Origin of the sequence: Deinococcus grandis (genome assembly GCF_001485435.1) — a bacterium.
GTDB lineage: Bacteria > Deinococcota > Deinococci > Deinococcales > Deinococcaceae > Deinococcus > Deinococcus grandis.
Genome location: NZ_BCMS01000001.1, coordinates 2,450,637 through 2,465,671, shown reverse-complemented (window position 1 = coordinate 2,465,671; position 15,035 = coordinate 2,450,637). Strand labels below are relative to the sequence as shown.

The 15,035-nt window shown below is 71.3% G+C and carries 18 protein-coding genes; 11 read left to right on the top strand and 7 right to left on the bottom strand.

The features are described 5' to 3' along the window. Positions 1–97 precede the first annotated feature (97 nt). Genes pqqB through DEIGR_RS11985 form a run of 6 tightly spaced genes read left to right on the top strand, consistent with a single transcriptional unit; the run spans position 98 to position 4,633 of the window. Positions 98–976 (top strand): pyrroloquinoline quinone biosynthesis protein PqqB, encoded by an 879-nt coding sequence (gene pqqB, locus DEIGR_RS12010; RefSeq protein ID WP_058977561.1) that lies wholly within the window; start codon positions 98–100, stop codon positions 974–976. Then, positions 973–1,716, top strand: coding sequence for a pyrroloquinoline-quinone synthase PqqC (gene pqqC / locus DEIGR_RS12005; RefSeq protein ID WP_058977558.1), 744 nt, complete (start codon positions 973–975; stop codon positions 1,714–1,716). Before pqqB ends, pqqC begins: the two co-directional genes overlap by 4 nt. Further along, positions 1,713–2,045, top strand: coding sequence for a pyrroloquinoline quinone biosynthesis peptide chaperone PqqD (pqqD, locus tag DEIGR_RS12000; RefSeq protein ID WP_058977556.1), 333 nt, complete (start codon positions 1,713–1,715; stop codon positions 2,043–2,045). The genes pqqC and pqqD overlap by 4 nt, the downstream gene beginning before the upstream one ends. After that, on the top strand, positions 2,042–3,163 hold the full coding sequence (pqqE, locus tag DEIGR_RS11995) for a pyrroloquinoline quinone biosynthesis protein PqqE (protein WP_058977554.1): 1,122 nt from the start codon (positions 2,042–2,044) through the stop codon (positions 3,161–3,163). Before pqqD ends, pqqE begins: the two co-directional genes overlap by 4 nt. Then, entirely contained in the window at positions 3,160–4,206 is a 1,047-nt protein-coding gene (locus DEIGR_RS11990; protein WP_236704739.1) for a dipeptidase, read from the top strand. The genes pqqE and DEIGR_RS11990 overlap by 4 nt, the downstream gene beginning before the upstream one ends. A 16-nt stretch (positions 4,207–4,222) precedes the next feature. Continuing rightward, positions 4,223–4,633, top strand: coding sequence for a GNAT family N-acetyltransferase (locus tag DEIGR_RS11985; protein WP_058977552.1), 411 nt, complete (start codon positions 4,223–4,225; stop codon positions 4,631–4,633). A gap of 61 nt (positions 4,634–4,694) precedes the next feature. Here the strand turns inward: DEIGR_RS11985 and rnhA are convergent, their stop codons facing one another. Beyond that, positions 4,695–5,243: a ribonuclease HI gene (gene rnhA, locus DEIGR_RS11980; RefSeq protein WP_058977550.1), complete on the bottom strand. Its 549-nt coding sequence runs from the start codon at positions 5,241–5,243 to the stop codon at positions 4,695–4,697. Positions 5,244–5,282: 39 nt separating this feature from the next. Between rnhA and DEIGR_RS11975 the strand changes: the two genes are divergently transcribed. The 3 genes from DEIGR_RS11975 (at position 5,283) to DEIGR_RS11965 (ending at position 7,296) form a co-directional block, all read left to right on the top strand. After that, entirely contained in the window at positions 5,283–5,744 is a 462-nt protein-coding gene (locus DEIGR_RS11975; RefSeq protein ID WP_058977547.1) for a DUF4870 domain-containing protein, read from the top strand. Positions 5,745–5,907: 163 nt separating this feature from the next. Further along, positions 5,908–6,660 (top strand): PIG-L deacetylase family protein, encoded by a 753-nt coding sequence (locus DEIGR_RS11970; protein ID WP_058977545.1) that lies wholly within the window; start codon positions 5,908–5,910, stop codon positions 6,658–6,660. An 84-nt stretch (positions 6,661–6,744) separates the two neighbouring features. Next, positions 6,745–7,296: an SRPBCC family protein gene (locus tag DEIGR_RS11965; RefSeq protein WP_058977543.1), complete on the top strand. Its 552-nt coding sequence runs from the start codon at positions 6,745–6,747 to the stop codon at positions 7,294–7,296. Positions 7,297–7,339: 43 nt separating this feature from the next. On the opposite strand, the gene DEIGR_RS11960 is transcribed toward DEIGR_RS11965, so the two are convergent. Next, positions 7,340–7,636: a hypothetical protein gene (locus DEIGR_RS11960; RefSeq protein WP_236704738.1), complete on the bottom strand. Its 297-nt coding sequence runs from the start codon at positions 7,634–7,636 to the stop codon at positions 7,340–7,342. A 92-nt stretch (positions 7,637–7,728) separates the two neighbouring features. Here DEIGR_RS11960 and DEIGR_RS11955 point away from each other — a divergent pair, with 92 nt between their 5' ends. Beyond that, positions 7,729–8,526 carry a serine/threonine-protein kinase gene (locus DEIGR_RS11955; RefSeq protein ID WP_058977539.1) on the top strand — a complete coding sequence of 266 codons (798 nt, stop codon included), beginning with the start codon at positions 7,729–7,731 and terminating at the stop codon, positions 8,524–8,526. 4 nt (positions 8,527–8,530) lie between these two features. Here DEIGR_RS11955 and topA read toward each other — a convergent pair whose 3' ends face one another. Then, positions 8,531–11,443 carry a type I DNA topoisomerase gene (gene topA / locus DEIGR_RS11950; protein ID WP_058977537.1) on the bottom strand — a complete coding sequence of 971 codons (2,913 nt, stop codon included), beginning with the start codon at positions 11,441–11,443 and terminating at the stop codon, positions 8,531–8,533. A 170-nt stretch (positions 11,444–11,613) separates the two neighbouring features. On the opposite strand from topA, the gene DEIGR_RS11945 reads away from it, so the two are divergent. Continuing rightward, positions 11,614–12,183, top strand: a complete 570-nt coding sequence (locus DEIGR_RS11945) for a YdcF family protein (protein WP_058977535.1) — start codon at positions 11,614–11,616, stop codon at positions 12,181–12,183. Between the two features lie 59 nt (positions 12,184–12,242). Here the strand turns inward: DEIGR_RS11945 and murJ are convergent, their stop codons facing one another. From murJ to DEIGR_RS21075, 4 genes are all read right to left on the bottom strand, one after another. Next, on the bottom strand, positions 12,243–13,811 hold the full coding sequence (gene murJ, locus DEIGR_RS11940) for a murein biosynthesis integral membrane protein MurJ (RefSeq protein ID WP_058978696.1): 1,569 nt from the start codon (positions 13,809–13,811) through the stop codon (positions 12,243–12,245). 91 nt (positions 13,812–13,902) lie between these two features. After that, a complete protein-coding gene (locus DEIGR_RS11935) occupies positions 13,903–14,349 on the bottom strand; it encodes a hypothetical protein (protein ID WP_058977533.1) in 447 nt (148 codons plus the stop codon). Then, a complete protein-coding gene (locus DEIGR_RS11930) occupies positions 14,346–14,768 on the bottom strand; it encodes a hypothetical protein (protein WP_058977532.1) in 423 nt (140 codons plus the stop codon). The genes DEIGR_RS11935 and DEIGR_RS11930 overlap by 4 nt, the downstream gene beginning before the upstream one ends. 58 nt (positions 14,769–14,826) lie before the next feature. Further along, positions 14,827–14,964: a hypothetical protein gene (locus tag DEIGR_RS21075; RefSeq protein ID WP_169796854.1), complete on the bottom strand. Its 138-nt coding sequence runs from the start codon at positions 14,962–14,964 to the stop codon at positions 14,827–14,829. Positions 14,965–15,035 lie beyond the last annotated feature (71 nt).

Genomic DNA, 15,035 nt, shown 5'->3' with positions numbered 1-15,035 from the left:
CACCGCCGCTGAACGCGGCCCCACCCCGACGCGGCCCGCCCCTCCCTGGCTCCTCTGCAGGTGGGCGGGCCGGTGCGCTCCCCGCAGGCAGGTGCCCATGACCGCTCCTCAACCCTCGTTTCAGCTGCTCGGCACGGCCGCCGGGGGCGGCGTCCCGCAGTGGAACTGCGGCTGTCGCAACTGCGCGCAGGTCCGCGACGGCGTCCTGCCGCCCAGAACGCAGTCCAGCGCGGCCTTCACGCCCGACGGGCACCACTGGTTCCTGATCGACGCGTCCCCGGACGTGTCCTGGCACATGACCCTGCTGAGTCCCCCACGCGGCCGTCAGACGCCCCTGTCGGGCGTGCTGCTCACCGACGCGGAACTGGACCACACCCTGGGGTTGCTGCAACTGCGTGAGGGCAGCGCCTGGACGCTGTACGCCACGCCCGGCGTGCACGCCATCCTGGACGATCAGTTCCCGGTACGCCGCCTGCTGGGCCGCTACGCGCAGGTCACGCCACAGGTCGCCACGCCCGGCGCGGCCCTGCACTTCGGGAACGTGGAGGTCACCTGGGTGCCGCTGGATGACCACACGCCCCGCTACCACCACGGCCGCCGCCCCGAGCAGGCCGCGACCTGCGCGCTGCGCCTGCGCGGTCCGACCCGCACGCTGGTGTACGCGCCCAGTCTCAGCACCCTCAGTGGCCCGGTGCTGGACCTGCTGCGCGAGGCCGACGTGCTGCTGCTCGACGGGACCTTCTACCACCCGGACGAACTGCCCCGCCTGGGCCTGGGGGGCGGCGACGCGGCGTCCATGGGCCACCTGCCCATCTGCCACACCGCCCGCGCCCTGGCGCACCTCCCGGCACGCACCAAGCTGTACACCCACCTGAACAACACCAACCCCGCCCTGGATCCGCACAGCCCAGAACGCGCCTGGATCCGCGAGCACGGCCTGGACGTCGCCGACGACGGCTGGAGCGTGGCCCTGTGACCGCCGACCTGTGGACGGACGCGGAACTCGAACGCCGCCTGGAGGCCCTGCTGGCCCGCCGCTACCACCACCTGCACCCCTTCAACGCCCGCATGCATGCCGGGCAGCTGAGCCCCGACGAGCTGCGCGAGTGGGTCGCCAGCCGCTACTACTACCAGCAGTGCATTCCGGTCAAGGACAGCCTGCTGATGGCCAAACTGCCCGAGGACGCCCGCCGCGAGTGGCTGACCCGCGTGCAGTACCACGACGGTCCCGCCCCCGGCCAGGGCGGGCTGGAGGCGTGGCGGGCGCTGGGCCGCGCCGTCGGCCTGGGCCGCGACACGCTCGACACGCACGCGCTGCTGCGCCCCGGCGCGCGCTTCGCGACCGACGCGTACGTGAACTTCGTGCGGGACCGGCCGTGGTTCGACGGGGTGGCGTCCTCCCTGACGGAACTGTACGCGCACCGGATCATGCCCGTGCGGACCGTCGCCTTCGAGACGCACTACCCCTGGGTGGAACCCGCGGGACTGGCGTACTTCCGCAGCCGCGCCACGCAGGCCGGCGTGGAGGCCAGCGGCGCCCTGGCCCTGCTGCGCGCTCACACCCGCACCCACGAGGACCAGCGGCGGATCGTGCGGGCCGTGCAGTTCAAGTGCGAGGTCCTCTGGAGTCTGCTCGACAGTCTGGACGCCGCGCGGCCCCCGGCGGCCGCCCGGCCGCTCACGGGCCAGCACCTCGCGGCAGAGGTGGGTGCGTGAGCGGCCTGAACCTCGCGCGGGGCGCGCGGCTGCGCGCCGACCACGCCCGCGGCGGCTTCGTGCTGCTGCGCGCCGAGGAGGTCACGGAACTGAACGGCACCGCGCACGAGATCCTGAGCCTGTGCGACGGCCGCAGCCTGGACGACCTGACCGGTGAACTGCTCGCCCGCTACCCGCAGGCCGACCCGCACGAACTGCGTGCCGACGTGCGCGACTTCCTGACCGAGGCCCTCGCGGCCGGGTGGATCCACCCGGCCGCGAGGGCCGACCCCGACCCGCCCGGCGCCGACCTGCCGCAGGCCGACCCGACCCAGGGCGGCGCGCCATGACCGGACTGCTGGACACCCCACGCGCCGCCTCTGCCCGGCCCCGGCCCGCGCCCCCCCTGGCGCTCATCGCGGAACTCACGCACCGCTGCCCGCTGCAGTGCGTGTACTGTTCGAACCCCGTGCAGCTGCTCGGCGCGGCCCGCGAACTGGGCACCGAGGACTGGCGGCGCGTCCTGCGCGAGGCCGAGGCCATGGGCGTCCTGCAGGTCCTGCACACCGGCGGCGAACCGCTGCTGCGCCCGGACCTGAGCGTCCTGCTGCGCGCCGGACGCGCCCTGGACCTGTACCAGACGCTGATCACCAGCGGCGTCGGCCTGAGCGAACGCCGACTGCACGACCTGCTCGGCGCGGGCCTGGACGCCGTGCAACTCAGCCTGCAGTCCCTGGACGACGCGACCGCCCGGCGCATCTGCGGCGGGGACTTCCTGAAGCGCAAGCACGAGGCCGCCGCGCTGATCCGCGCCAGCGGCACGCCCCTGGTCCTGAACGCCGTCCTGCACCGCCTGAACCTCGGCGAGGTCGGGAACATCCTGCAGTTCGCGCTGGACGCCGGGGCCGAACGCCTGGAACTCGCCAACAGTCAGTACTACGGCTGGGCACTGGAAAACCGCGCGCACCTCCTGCCGGACGCCGCTGCGCTGAGGGACGCCGAGGCGCAGGTCACCGCCTTCCGCGCCGCGCACCCGCAGCTGAGCGTGCAGTGGGTCGTCCCCGACTACCACGACACCGCGCCCAAGCCCTGTATGGGCGGCTGGGCCCAGACGCACCTGATCGTCGGACCGGACGGCCGCGCCCTGCCGTGCCCCGCCGCGTACGTCCTGCCGGACCACGTGCCACCCAACGTCAGCGCCACCTCTCTGGAACAGGTGTGGTACGACTCCGCGCTGTTCCAGGCGTACCGGGGCACCGACTGGATGCGCGAACCGTGCCGCACCTGCCCGCAACGCGAGGTGGACCACGGCGGCTGCCGCTGCCAGGCGTTCCTGCTCACCGGGGACGCCCGCAACGCCGACCCGGTCTGCACCCTGTCCCCGCACCGGGACGTGATCGACGCCGCACTGGACGACCTCCGCCGCCCCGCGCCCGGCGACCTGCGCCACCGCCCCCGCACCGCGTGACCCTCCCGGACCTGCCCGCCCGCGTCGCCGCCGCCGGACTGGTCATCGACGGGCACCTGGACCTCGCGTACAACGCGGTCCTCGCCGGACGCGACCTGACCCTCCCGCTGGACGACCTGCGCCGCCGCGAGGGGCCCGGCGCGCGCGACGTCGCCACCGTCACCCTGCCCGAACTGCGCGCCGGACGGGTCGCGCTGGTGCTCGGCACGCTGTTCTGCCTGCCCCGCGGCGACGCCGCGCCCGGCGGGTACACCACACCGGCCGAGGCCCGCGCCCAGGCACTCACGCAGCTGGACACCTACCGCCGCTGGCAGGACGCCGGACTCGTGCGCCTCCTGACCCCCGGCCCGGACGTCGCCGCGCACCTGCACGCCGCGGCCCTCGACCCGCACGGCACGCCCACCGGCGTCGTGCTGCTCATGGAGGGCGCCGACGCGCTGCGCACCCCGGACGACCTCCCGTTCTGGGTGGACGCCGGCGTGCACATCATCGGCCCCGCCTGGAAACGCACCCGCTACGCCGCCGGAACCGGCACGCCCGGCGGCCTCACCGACGCGGGCCGCGACCTCATACGCGCCATGCACGAGCAGCGCGTCACGCTCGACGCCTCCCACCTCGCCGAACAGGCCTTCTGGGAAGCCCTGGACCTGACCGGGGACGTCATCGCCAGCCACAGCAACGCCCGCGCCCGCGTCCCCACCGACCGCCACCTGAGCGACGACATGCTCCGCGCCGTCGCCGCGCGCGGCGGCATGATCGGCGCCGTGCTGTACAGCGGCTTCCTGCGCCCCGGCTGGCAGCGCGGCCACCCGCCCGCCACCCGCGACGACACCCGCGCCATGCTCGCGCACCTCGGCGCGGTCGCCGGGTGGGACCATATCGGGCTCGGCAGTGATCTCGACGGCGGCTTCGGCCAGCACGAATTCCCCGACGGCCTCGACCGCGCCGCCGACCTCACCCACGTCGCCGATCTCGCCCCACCCGGGTGGCGCGCCGCCCTGCGCGCCGGGAACTGGGCCAGATGGCTGACCCGCCCCCGCTGACCCCTACCCTGACCCCATGCTGCGCCTGCACGCCACGCCCACCCCCGACACGGACGCCCTCCTGACCCGCGCCATGTCCCCCGACCCGGCCCGCATCCAGGCCGCGCTGCACCGCGCCCGCACAGACCCCGACTGGCACCTGCACACCTGGGAGGTCGCCGGGCAGGTCGTCTGCGCCGCCACACTCACCGTCCACGGGGCACACGGCACCGTCCGGCACATCGGCACGCACCCCGACCACGCCCGGCAGGGATACGCCCGCGCCCTCCTGCACGCCCTGATGGGCACCCTGGACCTGCACACCCTGACCGCCGAGACGGACGATGACGCCGCCGACTTCTACCGCCGCAGCGGCTTCCACGTCCAGGAAATCCCCAGCCCCTGGGACCGCCGCCGCTCCCGCTGCACCCTCACGCGCGAGGCGTGATCAGGCCGAAAGCATGTGCCCGCAGTGGCTCAGGCCAGAGGTGCAGGCGGTCCATCCCGATTTACTTCCGCCGGAGTTTCTTCCGTTCCTGCACGGCGAGTTCGTCCACGCGTTCGTTCTCGCCGTGCCCGGCGTGTCCCTTGACCCACACGAACGTCAGGGCGTGCGTGCGGGCCTGCGCGATGAGTTCCTCCCACAGGTCCTGGTTCTTCACGGGGTCGCCCCCGGCGGTCTTCCAGCCGTTGCGCTGCCACTTCAGGATCCAGCCGTCCGTGAAGGCCTTGCGCAGGTACTGGCTGTCGGTCACGACCCGCACCTGACAGGGGCGTTTGAGGACCTTCAGGCCCTCGAGGAGGCCGCGCAGTTCCATGCGGTTGTTGGTGGTGCCTTCCTCGTGGCCGCTCAGGACGAGTTCCTTGCCTTTGTAATTCAGGATGGTGGCCCAGCCGCCGTGTCCGGCCTGGGTGTCGCACGCGCCGTCGCTGTACAGTTCGACGTTCTCCCCGGTGATGGGTTCGCCTGGCTGGATGCCGGCCTTGATGGGCAGGCGGTCGCGCGCGGCGGCCTGCGCTTTCTGCGCGGCGGTCTGGGGGCGGTGCGGGCGCGACATTCTGGGAACTGTAGGGAGGGGCGGCCCGTACTGTCAAGCATGATCCGCTCGCCGCTGACCATTCCCGAACCGGACCGCACGCCCGCGATCGTCACGCACCTGTCGCCGCTGGCGGGGTTCCTGATCCCGACGGTGGGGAACCTGCTGGGGCCGCTGGTGGCGTGGCTGGCGTACCGGGACCGCAGCCGCGCGCTGGACGAGCAGGGCAAGGAGGCGCTGAACTTCCAGCTGAGCTGGTGGCTGTACTCGCTGATGCTGGGGGTGCTGGCGTTCGTGCTGTTCAGCCTGGGTCTGCTGGGCGGCGCGGTGGGGGCCGCGGCGGGCGCGCCGGACGTGGGGGCGTTCGCGTTCCTGGGGTCGTTCGGGGCGTTCTTCCTGATGTTCCTGCCGGTGCTGTTGATCGTCAGCGTGGTGCCGTTCGTGTTCATGATCCTGGCGGTGGTGCGGGTCAGCGCGGGGCAGGCGTACCACTATCCCCTCAGCATCCGCTTTCTGAAGTAAGGCTGCCGGGTGACCGGGTCACCCCGAACGGAGTGAGCAGGCACCGGGCAGCTGTCCGTGAAGGTGGAGTCCGTCCCGGTGCGGTGTCCGGGAGGGACGCAGCCGGAACGGGGAGCTGCCGCCCCCCACTGTCGAGGGGGCAGCCGGGGGGTATGCTGCCCGCATGCGGATCATGGCTGTGTTTGCGCACCCGGACGACGAGATCGGGTGCATCGGGACGCTGGCGAAGCACGCGGCGCGCGGGGACGAGGTGCTGCTGGTCTGGACGACGCTGGGTGAACTGGCCAGTCAGTTCGGGGACACCTCGCACGAGGAGGTGACCCGCGTGCGGCGCGAGCATGGCGCGTGGGTCGCCGAGCGGATCGGGGCGCGGTATCACTTCTTCGACATGGGGGACAGCCGCATGACGGGCGGGCGCGCCGAGGCGCTGCAACTGGCGCGGCTGTACGCGCAGTTCCGGCCGAACGCGGTGATCACCTGGAGTGACGATCACCCGCACCCGGATCACCGGATGACGGCGAAGATCGCGTTCGATGCGATCACGCTGGCGCGCATCCCGAAGATCATCAACGAGGCGGGGGGCGTGGCGATGCCGCCCGCGCCGGACCTGAGCGGGGACGCCGCGCCCGAGAGTGGCGAGGACGTGCGCCGCCTGGACGCGTGGCGGGAGCCGGTGCGCTTCTACCAGTACTTCGCGCCCGCCAGTCCGTACCCGGAGGTGTTAGTGAACACGGCGGACACCCTGGACGTGGGGGCCGAGGTGATGGGCTTCTATCAGGCGTTCTACAAGTGGCAGTGGACGGCGGAACAGTACCGGGCGGCGCGGGTGGACCTGGGGCGTCTGGCGGGTGTGGGCGCCGCCGAGCGGTTCAACCTGCGGGTCACGCATCTGCCCGCGCGGGACTATCTGCACTGACCGGGGCTGCCCTGACCGGCGAAGCGTAAGCGGTGTGGAGGGCGGGACGCGCGCCTGACCGGGAACGCGCTACAGTGTCGGGGCATGTCGGAGTCCATTCACATCAAGCAGACGATCGTGGTCCGTGCCCGCCCGGACGTCCTGTACCGCCTCGCGCTGGAGCCGAAACGCCGCGCGAAATGGGACCCGAACCTCGCCAAGGCCGAGTACGAGGGCGAGGGCGGCCGCCTCGCGAACAACGCCCTGGTGCGCTTCAAGTTCACGCGCCGCCTGCTGGGCCTGAGCTTCACCGCGAAGTACGGGCAGCTTCAGGCCCCCCAGCGCGGCGGCTGGGAAAGCGTCCGGCACGTGGGCCCGCTGGAGAAGCTCACGCAGGGCTGGATCTTCAAACCCATGCCCGGCGGGACCGAGGTGACCCTGACCGTGAACGGCAAGGTCCGCTACAAGTGGGTGCGGGTGCCCGTCGAGCGCGTCCTGCACAACATGGTCGCCACGACCCTGCTGGAGCTCCAGCGCACGGTGGACGCCCAGGGCGCGCAGCTCATGGAGGACATGGGCCGCGAACTGGCCGAGAAGCAGAAGGCCGACCAGAAGGCCGCGAAGGAAGCCGCGAAGGCCGCCAAACGCAAGAAGTAAGGTCGACGCAGACGCGCCCCGGTTCAGCTGGGGCGCGTTCTGCTTACTCGTCCGGCGTGAGGATCAGCACCGTGCCGTCCTTCGTCCCGAACGTCGTCCAGGGTTCCTCCGCGCGGACGCGGTACCCCTCGGCGGGACGCAGACGCACGAAGTTGCTCCGTGGCAGGTCCACGACCGCCTCGCCACTCAGGCACACCAGCCAGCCGGTCTCGGCCGGCCCCGTCAGGGTGCCGGACAGGTTCACGACGCGCACGCGCCCGCCGGGCAGCCGCACCCACTCGCCGGGGCTGCCCTGCGCCAGCCGCGCCAGATGCAGGGATTGAGGAACGTCAGGTTTCACGGGCGTCACAGTGCCGCACGTCATATCACGCCCCGGCCCGCGCGGGGGCAGAAGGCCAGGAAACGACCAATGCCTGCGACTACACTCGTCGGATGTCGGATCACCTCACCACCGCGGAGTTGCTGTCATCGCTGGGTACGGTCTTTCAGGTGTTCGGTGAGCGCACGCAGGATTCCGGGCACGTCTCGTACGGGGTGCAGACGCCGGGAGGCGAGCGGCTGTTCGTGAAGACCGCCGGAGCGGCGCACCCCAGTCCGGGCGGTACGACCTTCGCGGCGCGCGTGGCGGCCCTGCGCCGCGCTGCCACGGTGCAGCTGGAGGTCTCGCACCCCGCCCTGATTCCCGTGCAGCGCGTCCACGAGGGCGCGGACGGCATCGCAGTCATCCAGCCGTGGTTTCCCGGCGACCTGCTGCGCGCCCCGGCCGGGCGGCGGGATCACCCGCAGGAGGCCCACGCCCGCTTCCGCGCGCTGCCCCTGTCGGAGATCCTGGCCGCCCTGGGGCAGATCATCGACCTGCACGTCCTGCTGGCGCGGCACGGCTGGGTGGCGGGGGACTTCTATGACGGGTGCCTGATGTACGACTTCGCCGCGCGGGAGATCCGCTTCATGGACCTGGAATGCTACCGGCGCGGTCCGTACCGCAACGAGGTGGGTCGCCTGCCCGGCTCGACCCGCTTCATGGCCCCCGAGGAGTTCACGCGTGGCGCGCTCATTGACGGTCGGACGACCGTGTTCAACCTGGGCCGCATGCTGGCGATCTGCACCGACCGGCATGCGCTTCCCGGTGGCCTCGCGGCACTCATCGCTCAGGCGACTGCTCCTGATCCGGCCGCCCGGATACAGAGTCCCGCCGACCTCCTGATGAGGTGGCGGGACGTGGTCGGGTGAAGGTCTACTTGCCGCGCGCGGCCTGATTGAGTTTCTTGCTGGCCTGGAGGGCCATGCCCTTGGCTTTCTTGACGTCCAGGCCGAGTTCCGGGGCGACGTCCTCGACCTTGCGACCCTCGCCGCGCGTGGCGGTCACGAGGCGGCGTTCGGGGTCGCTCAGGACGCCCAGGTGGGATTGCAGGTCCGCCCAGGTGAACGTGGCTTTGGCGGGCGCGGCTTTCGCGGCTGGCTTCTTCACGGCCGGTTTCTTGGTGGTTGTCTTGCTGGCGGCGGGTTTCTTCGCCCCGGCCTTCGCGGTGGTCTTGCTCGTGCCGGTCCTGGGCGCGGCCTTCTTCGTCGCCCCGGTCTTGCCGGGTTTCTTCTTGGGTTCCTTGCCGCGTTCCTCCAGAATTTCCAGGGCGCGTTCGGCGGTCAGGTTTTCCGGTGTTTCACCCTTGCGCAGCGTGGCGTTGCGCTCGCCGTCGGTCAGGTACGGTCCGAAGCGGCCGTCCTTGAGCTGGATGGCGGCGCGGCCCGGGAACTCGAAGGTGCGCAGCGGTCCGGCGGCGGCGGCACGTGCCCGGAAGCGCGGTTGCAGGAACAGCGCCTCCGCCTCGGGGAGCGTCACGGTGAACAGCTGCTCGTGCGTGGCAAGGCTACGGCTGTCGTTCCCGCGTTTCAGGTATGGGCCGTACTTGCCGTTGAACGCCCAGACTTCCTCGCCCTCGCTGCTGCCCACCAGTCGGGGCAGGGTCAGGAGTTGCAGGGCGCGCTCCAGGCTCAGGGTGCCCAGGTCGTCGCCGGGGAAGAGGCTGGCGCTGCGTGCCGGCGGGTTCGTGTCGCCCAGCGTCACGTAAGGCCCGTACCTCCCGGCGCGGGCCATGACGGGCAGGCCGGTGTCCGGGTCGGTGCCCAGGGGCCGGTCGCCGCTGGGCCGCGCGAGGATCTCCTCGGCCTTCTCGGCAGTCAGTTCGTCCGGCGCGAGGTCCTCGGGCAGGTTCGCCTTCTGCTCGCCGCGTTCCATGTAGGGCCCGAAGCGGCCCACGCGGACCTCCACGCCGCTCCCCTCCAGTTTCGGCACGCGGATGGTGGCGATGCCGCGCGCGTCGATCTCACCCATCTGCCGCTCGATGGTGGGTTTCAGCGCCATGCCCTGCCCCTGATCCCCCAGGTAGAAACGTTTCAGGTAGGGCACGCGGCTCTCGCGGCCCCCGGCGATCTCGTCGAGGTCCTCTTCCATCTTCGCGGTGAAGTCGTAGTCCACCAGCGTCCCGAAGTGGTGTTCCAGCAGCGCGCTCGTGGCGAACGCCGTCCAAGAGGGCACCAACGCCTGCCCTTTCTTCGTGGCGTACCCGCGGTCCTGGATGGTGCCCAGGATGCTCGCGTACGTGCTGGGACGCCCGATCCCGGCGGCCTCCAGCGACTGCACCAGACTGGCCTCCGTGAAGCGGGCGGGCGGCTGCGTCTCGTGCCCCTCGGGTTTCGCACCGTCGGCCGTCACGCGCTGTCCCTCGCTCAGGGGGGGCAGGGGCGTCTCGCGGTCCTCCAGCGCGGCGCTGGGGTCGTCGCTGCCCTCCACGTACGCGCGCAGGAAGCCGGGGAAGTCGATGGTGCGGCCCGACGCGCTCAGGGCCACGTCCTCGCCCCCCTGCGCTTTCCCGCCCAGGCGGACGCGCAGTCCGCGGCCACGCGCGTCGGCCATCTGACAGGCGACCGTGCGCTTCCAGATCAGGTCGTACAGGCGCCACTCGTCGCCGGACAGTTCGGTCTTCAGGCTGTCGGGCGTGCGGAAGCTGCTCCCGGCCGGACGGATCGCCTCGTGGGCCTCCTGCGCGTTCTTCGCCTTCTTCGTGTACACGCGCGGCTGCGGGGACAGGTAGTTCGCGCCGTACATCTGCGCCACCTGCGAGCGCGCCGCCTTCACGGCCTCCTCGGAGAGGTTCGTGGAGTCCGTGCGCATATAGGTGATGTAGCCCTGCTCGTACAGGCGCTGCGCGGCGCGCATCGTGCGGGTCGCGGCGAAGCCCAGCTTGCGGCTGCCCTCCTGCTGCAGCGTGGACGTGATGAACGGCGGGTAGGGCCGCTGCGTGAAGGGTTTTTCCTCCGCGCTCGTCACGGTCAGCGGCTGCCCGGCCAGCCCGTCGGCCAGGGCGCGCGCCTCGGCCTCGGTGAGCAGGCGGGCGGCCACGCCGTCCTTCAGTCGCCCGGTCAGCGGGTCGAAATCACGGCCCAGCGCCAGCTTCTGCCCCGCGAGATCCGTCAGGCGGGCCGGGAAGCTCTGCCCGGCCGCCGTCTTCGCCGTGACCAGCAGGTCCCACCACGTCGCGCTGACGAACCGCATGCGCTCGCGTTCACGCTGCACCAGCATGCGCGTCGCCACCGACTGCACCCGCCCCGCCGACAGTTTCGGCGCGACCTTCTTCCACAGCACCGGGCTGACCTCGTACCCGTACAGGCGGTCCAGGGCACGGCGGGCCTCCTGCGCCTCCACGAGGTTCGTGTCGATCTGACGCGGCGCGGCAATCGCGGCCTGGATGGCCTCCTTCGTGATCTCGTGGAACACCATGCGCCGCACCGGCACCTTCGGCTTCAACTCCTGGAACAGGTGCCATGCGATGCTCTCGCCCTCACGGTCATCGTCGGTCGCCAGGATGATCTCGTCGGCGTCCTGGGCCAGCTTGCGCAGCTTCGCCACGTGCGCCTTCTTCTCCGGCGACACCACGTACAGCGGCTGGAAGTCATTCTCGATATCCAGCCCCAGGCGCGCCCAGGCCTTGCCCTTGTACTTCTCGGGAATGTCCGAGGCGCTCTTCGGCAGGTCACGGATGTGCCCGATGGACGACTCCACCGTGTACCCCTTTCCGAGGTACTTCTCGATGGTGCGGGCCTTGGCAGGCGACTCGACGATAACCAGCGTGTGGGCAGAGGATCTGGGCATAGGCAGTGGTGCTCCCCGAAAGAAGTCAGGGGTGAGCGTAGCACGCCCCCGCAGAAGCTTCCGGAAGAAGAGGAGCAATACCCCCTTATGAACGGACCCCGTCCCGGACGCCCCGGCCCCACGCGAGAAAGTCCTCAGGATTCAGATTTTCTTCATGCTACGCTGCCCGCATGCGAGCCCGGGGCGCCACGCTCTCCATCATTCCCCTCGCGGTCACCGCCCTCCTCCTGACGGGCTTCCTGACCGCGCCCCCCCTCCAGCTTCCCGCCGCTGCCCCCAACGCCACCCTGATCGTCCTGGGGGCCGCGCAGTACGACGGACGGCCCAGCCCCGCCTTCCAGCGCCGCCTCGACCACGCCCTCAGCCTCTACCAGCAGGGCCACGTCCGGCAGGTCGTCGTGACCGGCGGCCGCCAGCCCGGCGACCGCTACACCGAAGGCCGCGTCGGCACTACCTACCTGCACCAGCACGGCGTTCCCAGCGGCGCCCTGATCGCCGAGGAACGCAGCCGCACCACCGTCCAGAACCTCGAGAACGCCCGCGCCCAGCTGCCCGGCGGCACCCCCGTCACCCTCGTCACCGACGCCGCCCACGCCCCCCGCGCCCTCGCCCTGGCCCGCGCCCTGAACATGAACGCCAACGTCAGCGCCAGCCCCCTGAGCCCCCACACCAGCCGCCAGTACATCCTGCGGGAGAAACTCGCCCTGCTCGGCTACGCGCTGCTCGGCATCCGACTGTAGGGGGTTGTAGGACGTGGGGTGTGGGTTGTAGGGATGTTCTCCCACAGCCCACAACCCGATTACCGCTTGAGTCGCCGTGTGACGGCAGCCACCTCCGGCATCCGCAGGGCGAGCGCGCCGCCCAGGTACACGGCGAGGCCCGTCCCGCCCGCCAGGGCCAGCACGGGAATGCTGGTCAGGATGAAGCCCGGCTGAATCGGCAGCGCGCGGGCGATCAGCCACGCCGCGCCTCCCGAGACGGCTGCCAGGGGCACGACGCGCAGCAGGTGCCCCGTGACCTCGCGCGTGGGGAAGCCCACCGCGCGGCGGTACAGATAGATCAGGGCCGCCGTCATCAGCAGCCCGCTGATGGTGGTGCTCAGCCCGAAGCCGATCAATCCCAGCGGTGGCACCAGCAGGCGGTACAGGGCGACCTCCAGCACGAAGCCGATGGCGCTGATCGTCACGGCCTCCCGCGTGCGTTCCCGCGCGTAGAAGGTGCGGAGCAGCACCGTCACCAGCGCCCACGGTACCAGGGCCAGCGCCCAGCCGAACAGGATGCCGCTGCCCGCCGCGAACTTGTCCAGTTCCTGTACGCCCCTCGGTGGGGTCAGGTTGATCATGCTGACCGCGAAGGGTGCCAGCGCGATCAGCAGCGCACTCATGGGGGCGGCCAGGAAGGTCGTGGTGCGGATGGTGCTGGCGGTCAGCGCGCGGAACTGCGCCCAGTCCTTCTCGGCGGCCGCCTGCGAGAAGCGCGGGAAGACCGCCAGGACGGGCGACACGACGAACAGGCCGTTGACCATCGTGAACAGCGCCTCGGCGTTGCTGTACCCGGTCTGCGTGCCCTTCGGGAACTGCTGCGCGTTCGACAGCAGACTCGTCACGTACACGTTCAGGATCTGCCGCGCCCCGGCGGTCAGCGTGAACGGCGCCATCTGCTTCAGCACGCGCCCCACCGCCGGGTGTCCCTTCAGGCTGGGCGTGGGCAGCAGCCCGAAGCGGTTCAGAGCGGGCAGCTGCACGACCAGCTGCGCGACCCCGCCGAGCAGCCAGCCGAAGGCCAGCCACGTCGCGCTGTGCGGCAGCAGGATCAGCGCGATGATGCTGGCGATGTTGAACGCCACGGGCGCGAAACTGCTCTCGCGGAAGTGCTCGTCGGCGTTCAGCAACCCCATGGCGATGGCCGACAGGCTGATCAGCATCAGGAACGGCATGAGCATGCGCGTCATGAACAGCGTCAGGTCCCGGTCCACGTTGGAATTGCTGGCCAGCAGCAGGTCCACGATCCACGGCGCGGCGAAGATCCCGGCGGCCATCAGCAGCAGGTTCACGGCGATCAGCACGCCACTGAACGCCTGCGCCAGCTCCCGGCGGCCCTGTGGGTCCAGGGTCTTGTACACCGGGATGAACGAGTTCACCAGCGCGCCCTCGGCCAGCAGTTCCCGCAGCAGGTTCGGGACCTTCACGGCCACCGTGAACGCGTCGGTCAGGGCGGGCGCGAAGGTGTTGATGATCTGCTGCCGGACGATGCCGCTCAGGCGGGAGCCGAGCGTGCCGAGCATGACGATGATCGTGTTCGCCCGCAGGGACTTCTTCGGGCTGGCGGGTGGGGGCGCGTCGGGCGGCCCGGCGTCCTCGAAGGTCATGTTCAGTTCGGGTGGGGCGGGCGGCTGGCCCAGCGGGGACTTGCTCACCGGGCCACTGTAGCGCCGCCCACGCTCCGGGGGGTGGGGCGGGTCAGTCCGTCAGGGCCTGGGCGTGGCCGTCCGGACCGATGAACAGCCGCGCGGCCCCGAACGCCACCGGAAGCCGCAGCGTGCCCAGATACGCCTGGAGGTGCGTAGGGAGGGCATCCAGCGTGACCGGCATGCGGGGCGCGGCCACCAGCCGGTACACGCCGGTCTCTCCGGGCACGTGGTCGTACACGAACGCCCCCCGCCGCTGCGGGGCACACAGGTGCTCGTCGAAGCCCCCGGCGGGCGCGTTGGTGTCCTCCGTCTCAGGGCGGGTATCCAGCCAGACGTGCGTGGCCTCCAGCAGCTCCTCGGAGGCCAGCGCGGCCGCGGGCACGGTGTCGTCCCCCGCGGCCAGGAACTGAGCCAGACGCCCGTTCGGGTCGGTGGCGAACCAGTCGAACTCCACCCCGGCGATCTCCTCGCGGGTCAGGGGGGTGTGGGCCGTCACTGGTTCAGCAGGGTCTGAATGGGGGACGGGGCCGTGGGGAACTGCACCGCCACATTCACGGTCGTCCCGGCGGGCGTGGCGGGATCCACGTTGATCCAGTGGCTGGCGAGCACCGGCGGGTTCGGCTGCGGGTCGATGGCGCGCACGAGCACGCGGCCCTGCGGCGGCACGAACGCGCACCAGCCCTCGCTGGCGGCGCTGAAGGCCCGCACCGGCAGGACACTCTGAAGCGTCAGGTCGTCCGGCGTCGCCCAGTACTCGATCAGCAGGCTGGCCTGCGCGCGGTTCAGGTCGGCTGCGGCGACATCCAGCTGGATCTCGACCCCGTCCGCCTTGCCGGGCACGAGATTCATCCAGCCCGGGACGACCAGGCGACCACTCTGGGCACTCTTGAACTGCTGCGGGGCGGGCTGTGTCATGGCGCACAGCGTAGCGCACCCCCGCCCGTCCCTGAGGGCCGTCAGGTCCGGGACGGGTTCAGCTGCGTTTGACGGTGCGGATCAGCGCGCGCACCGCGACGAAACCCACGGCGAAGAACAGCAGTGGCGTGAGGTTCACGGTCACCTCGGCGTCCTTCTCGGGTTCCAGGGGATTCTGCTTGCGGTACTTGATCATGCGTCCCAGCCTACGCCGGGGCGCGCGCGGAGGCGCACACGTTTCATTAAGCCTGCCCGAGGCCCGCGCGG

Bases quoted from the DNA above. Each gene is read 5' to 3' on its own strand.
- pqqB (WP_058977561.1), top strand. From the start codon at position 98: ATGACCGCTCCTCAACCCTCGTTTCAGCTGCTCGGCACGGCCGCCGGG.
- pqqE (WP_058977554.1), top strand. From the start codon at position 2,042: ATGACCGGACTGCTGGACACCCCACGCGCCGCCTCTGCCCGGCCCCGG.
- DEIGR_RS11985 (WP_058977552.1), top strand. From the start codon at position 4,223: ATGCTGCGCCTGCACGCCACGCCCACCCCCGACACGGACGCCCTCCTG.
- rnhA (WP_058977550.1), bottom strand. From the start codon at position 5,243: ATGTCGCGCCCGCACCGCCCCCAGACCGCCGCGCAGAAAGCGCAGGCC.
- DEIGR_RS11975 (WP_058977547.1), top strand. From the start codon at position 5,283: ATGATCCGCTCGCCGCTGACCATTCCCGAACCGGACCGCACGCCCGCG.
- DEIGR_RS11970 (WP_058977545.1), top strand. From the start codon at position 5,908: ATGCGGATCATGGCTGTGTTTGCGCACCCGGACGACGAGATCGGGTGC.
- DEIGR_RS11965 (WP_058977543.1), top strand. From the start codon at position 6,745: ATGTCGGAGTCCATTCACATCAAGCAGACGATCGTGGTCCGTGCCCGC.
- DEIGR_RS11955 (WP_058977539.1), top strand. From the start codon at position 7,729: ATGTCGGATCACCTCACCACCGCGGAGTTGCTGTCATCGCTGGGTACG.
- topA (WP_058977537.1), bottom strand. From the start codon at position 11,443: ATGCCCAGATCCTCTGCCCACACGCTGGTTATCGTCGAGTCGCCTGCC.
- DEIGR_RS11945 (WP_058977535.1), top strand. From the start codon at position 11,614: ATGCGAGCCCGGGGCGCCACGCTCTCCATCATTCCCCTCGCGGTCACC.
- murJ (WP_058978696.1), bottom strand. From the start codon at position 13,811: ATGACCTTCGAGGACGCCGGGCCGCCCGACGCGCCCCCACCCGCCAGC.
- DEIGR_RS11930 (WP_058977532.1), bottom strand. From the start codon at position 14,768: ATGACACAGCCCGCCCCGCAGCAGTTCAAGAGTGCCCAGAGTGGTCGC.
- DEIGR_RS21075 (WP_169796854.1), bottom strand. From the start codon at position 14,964: ATGATCAAGTACCGCAAGCAGAATCCCCTGGAACCCGAGAAGGACGCC.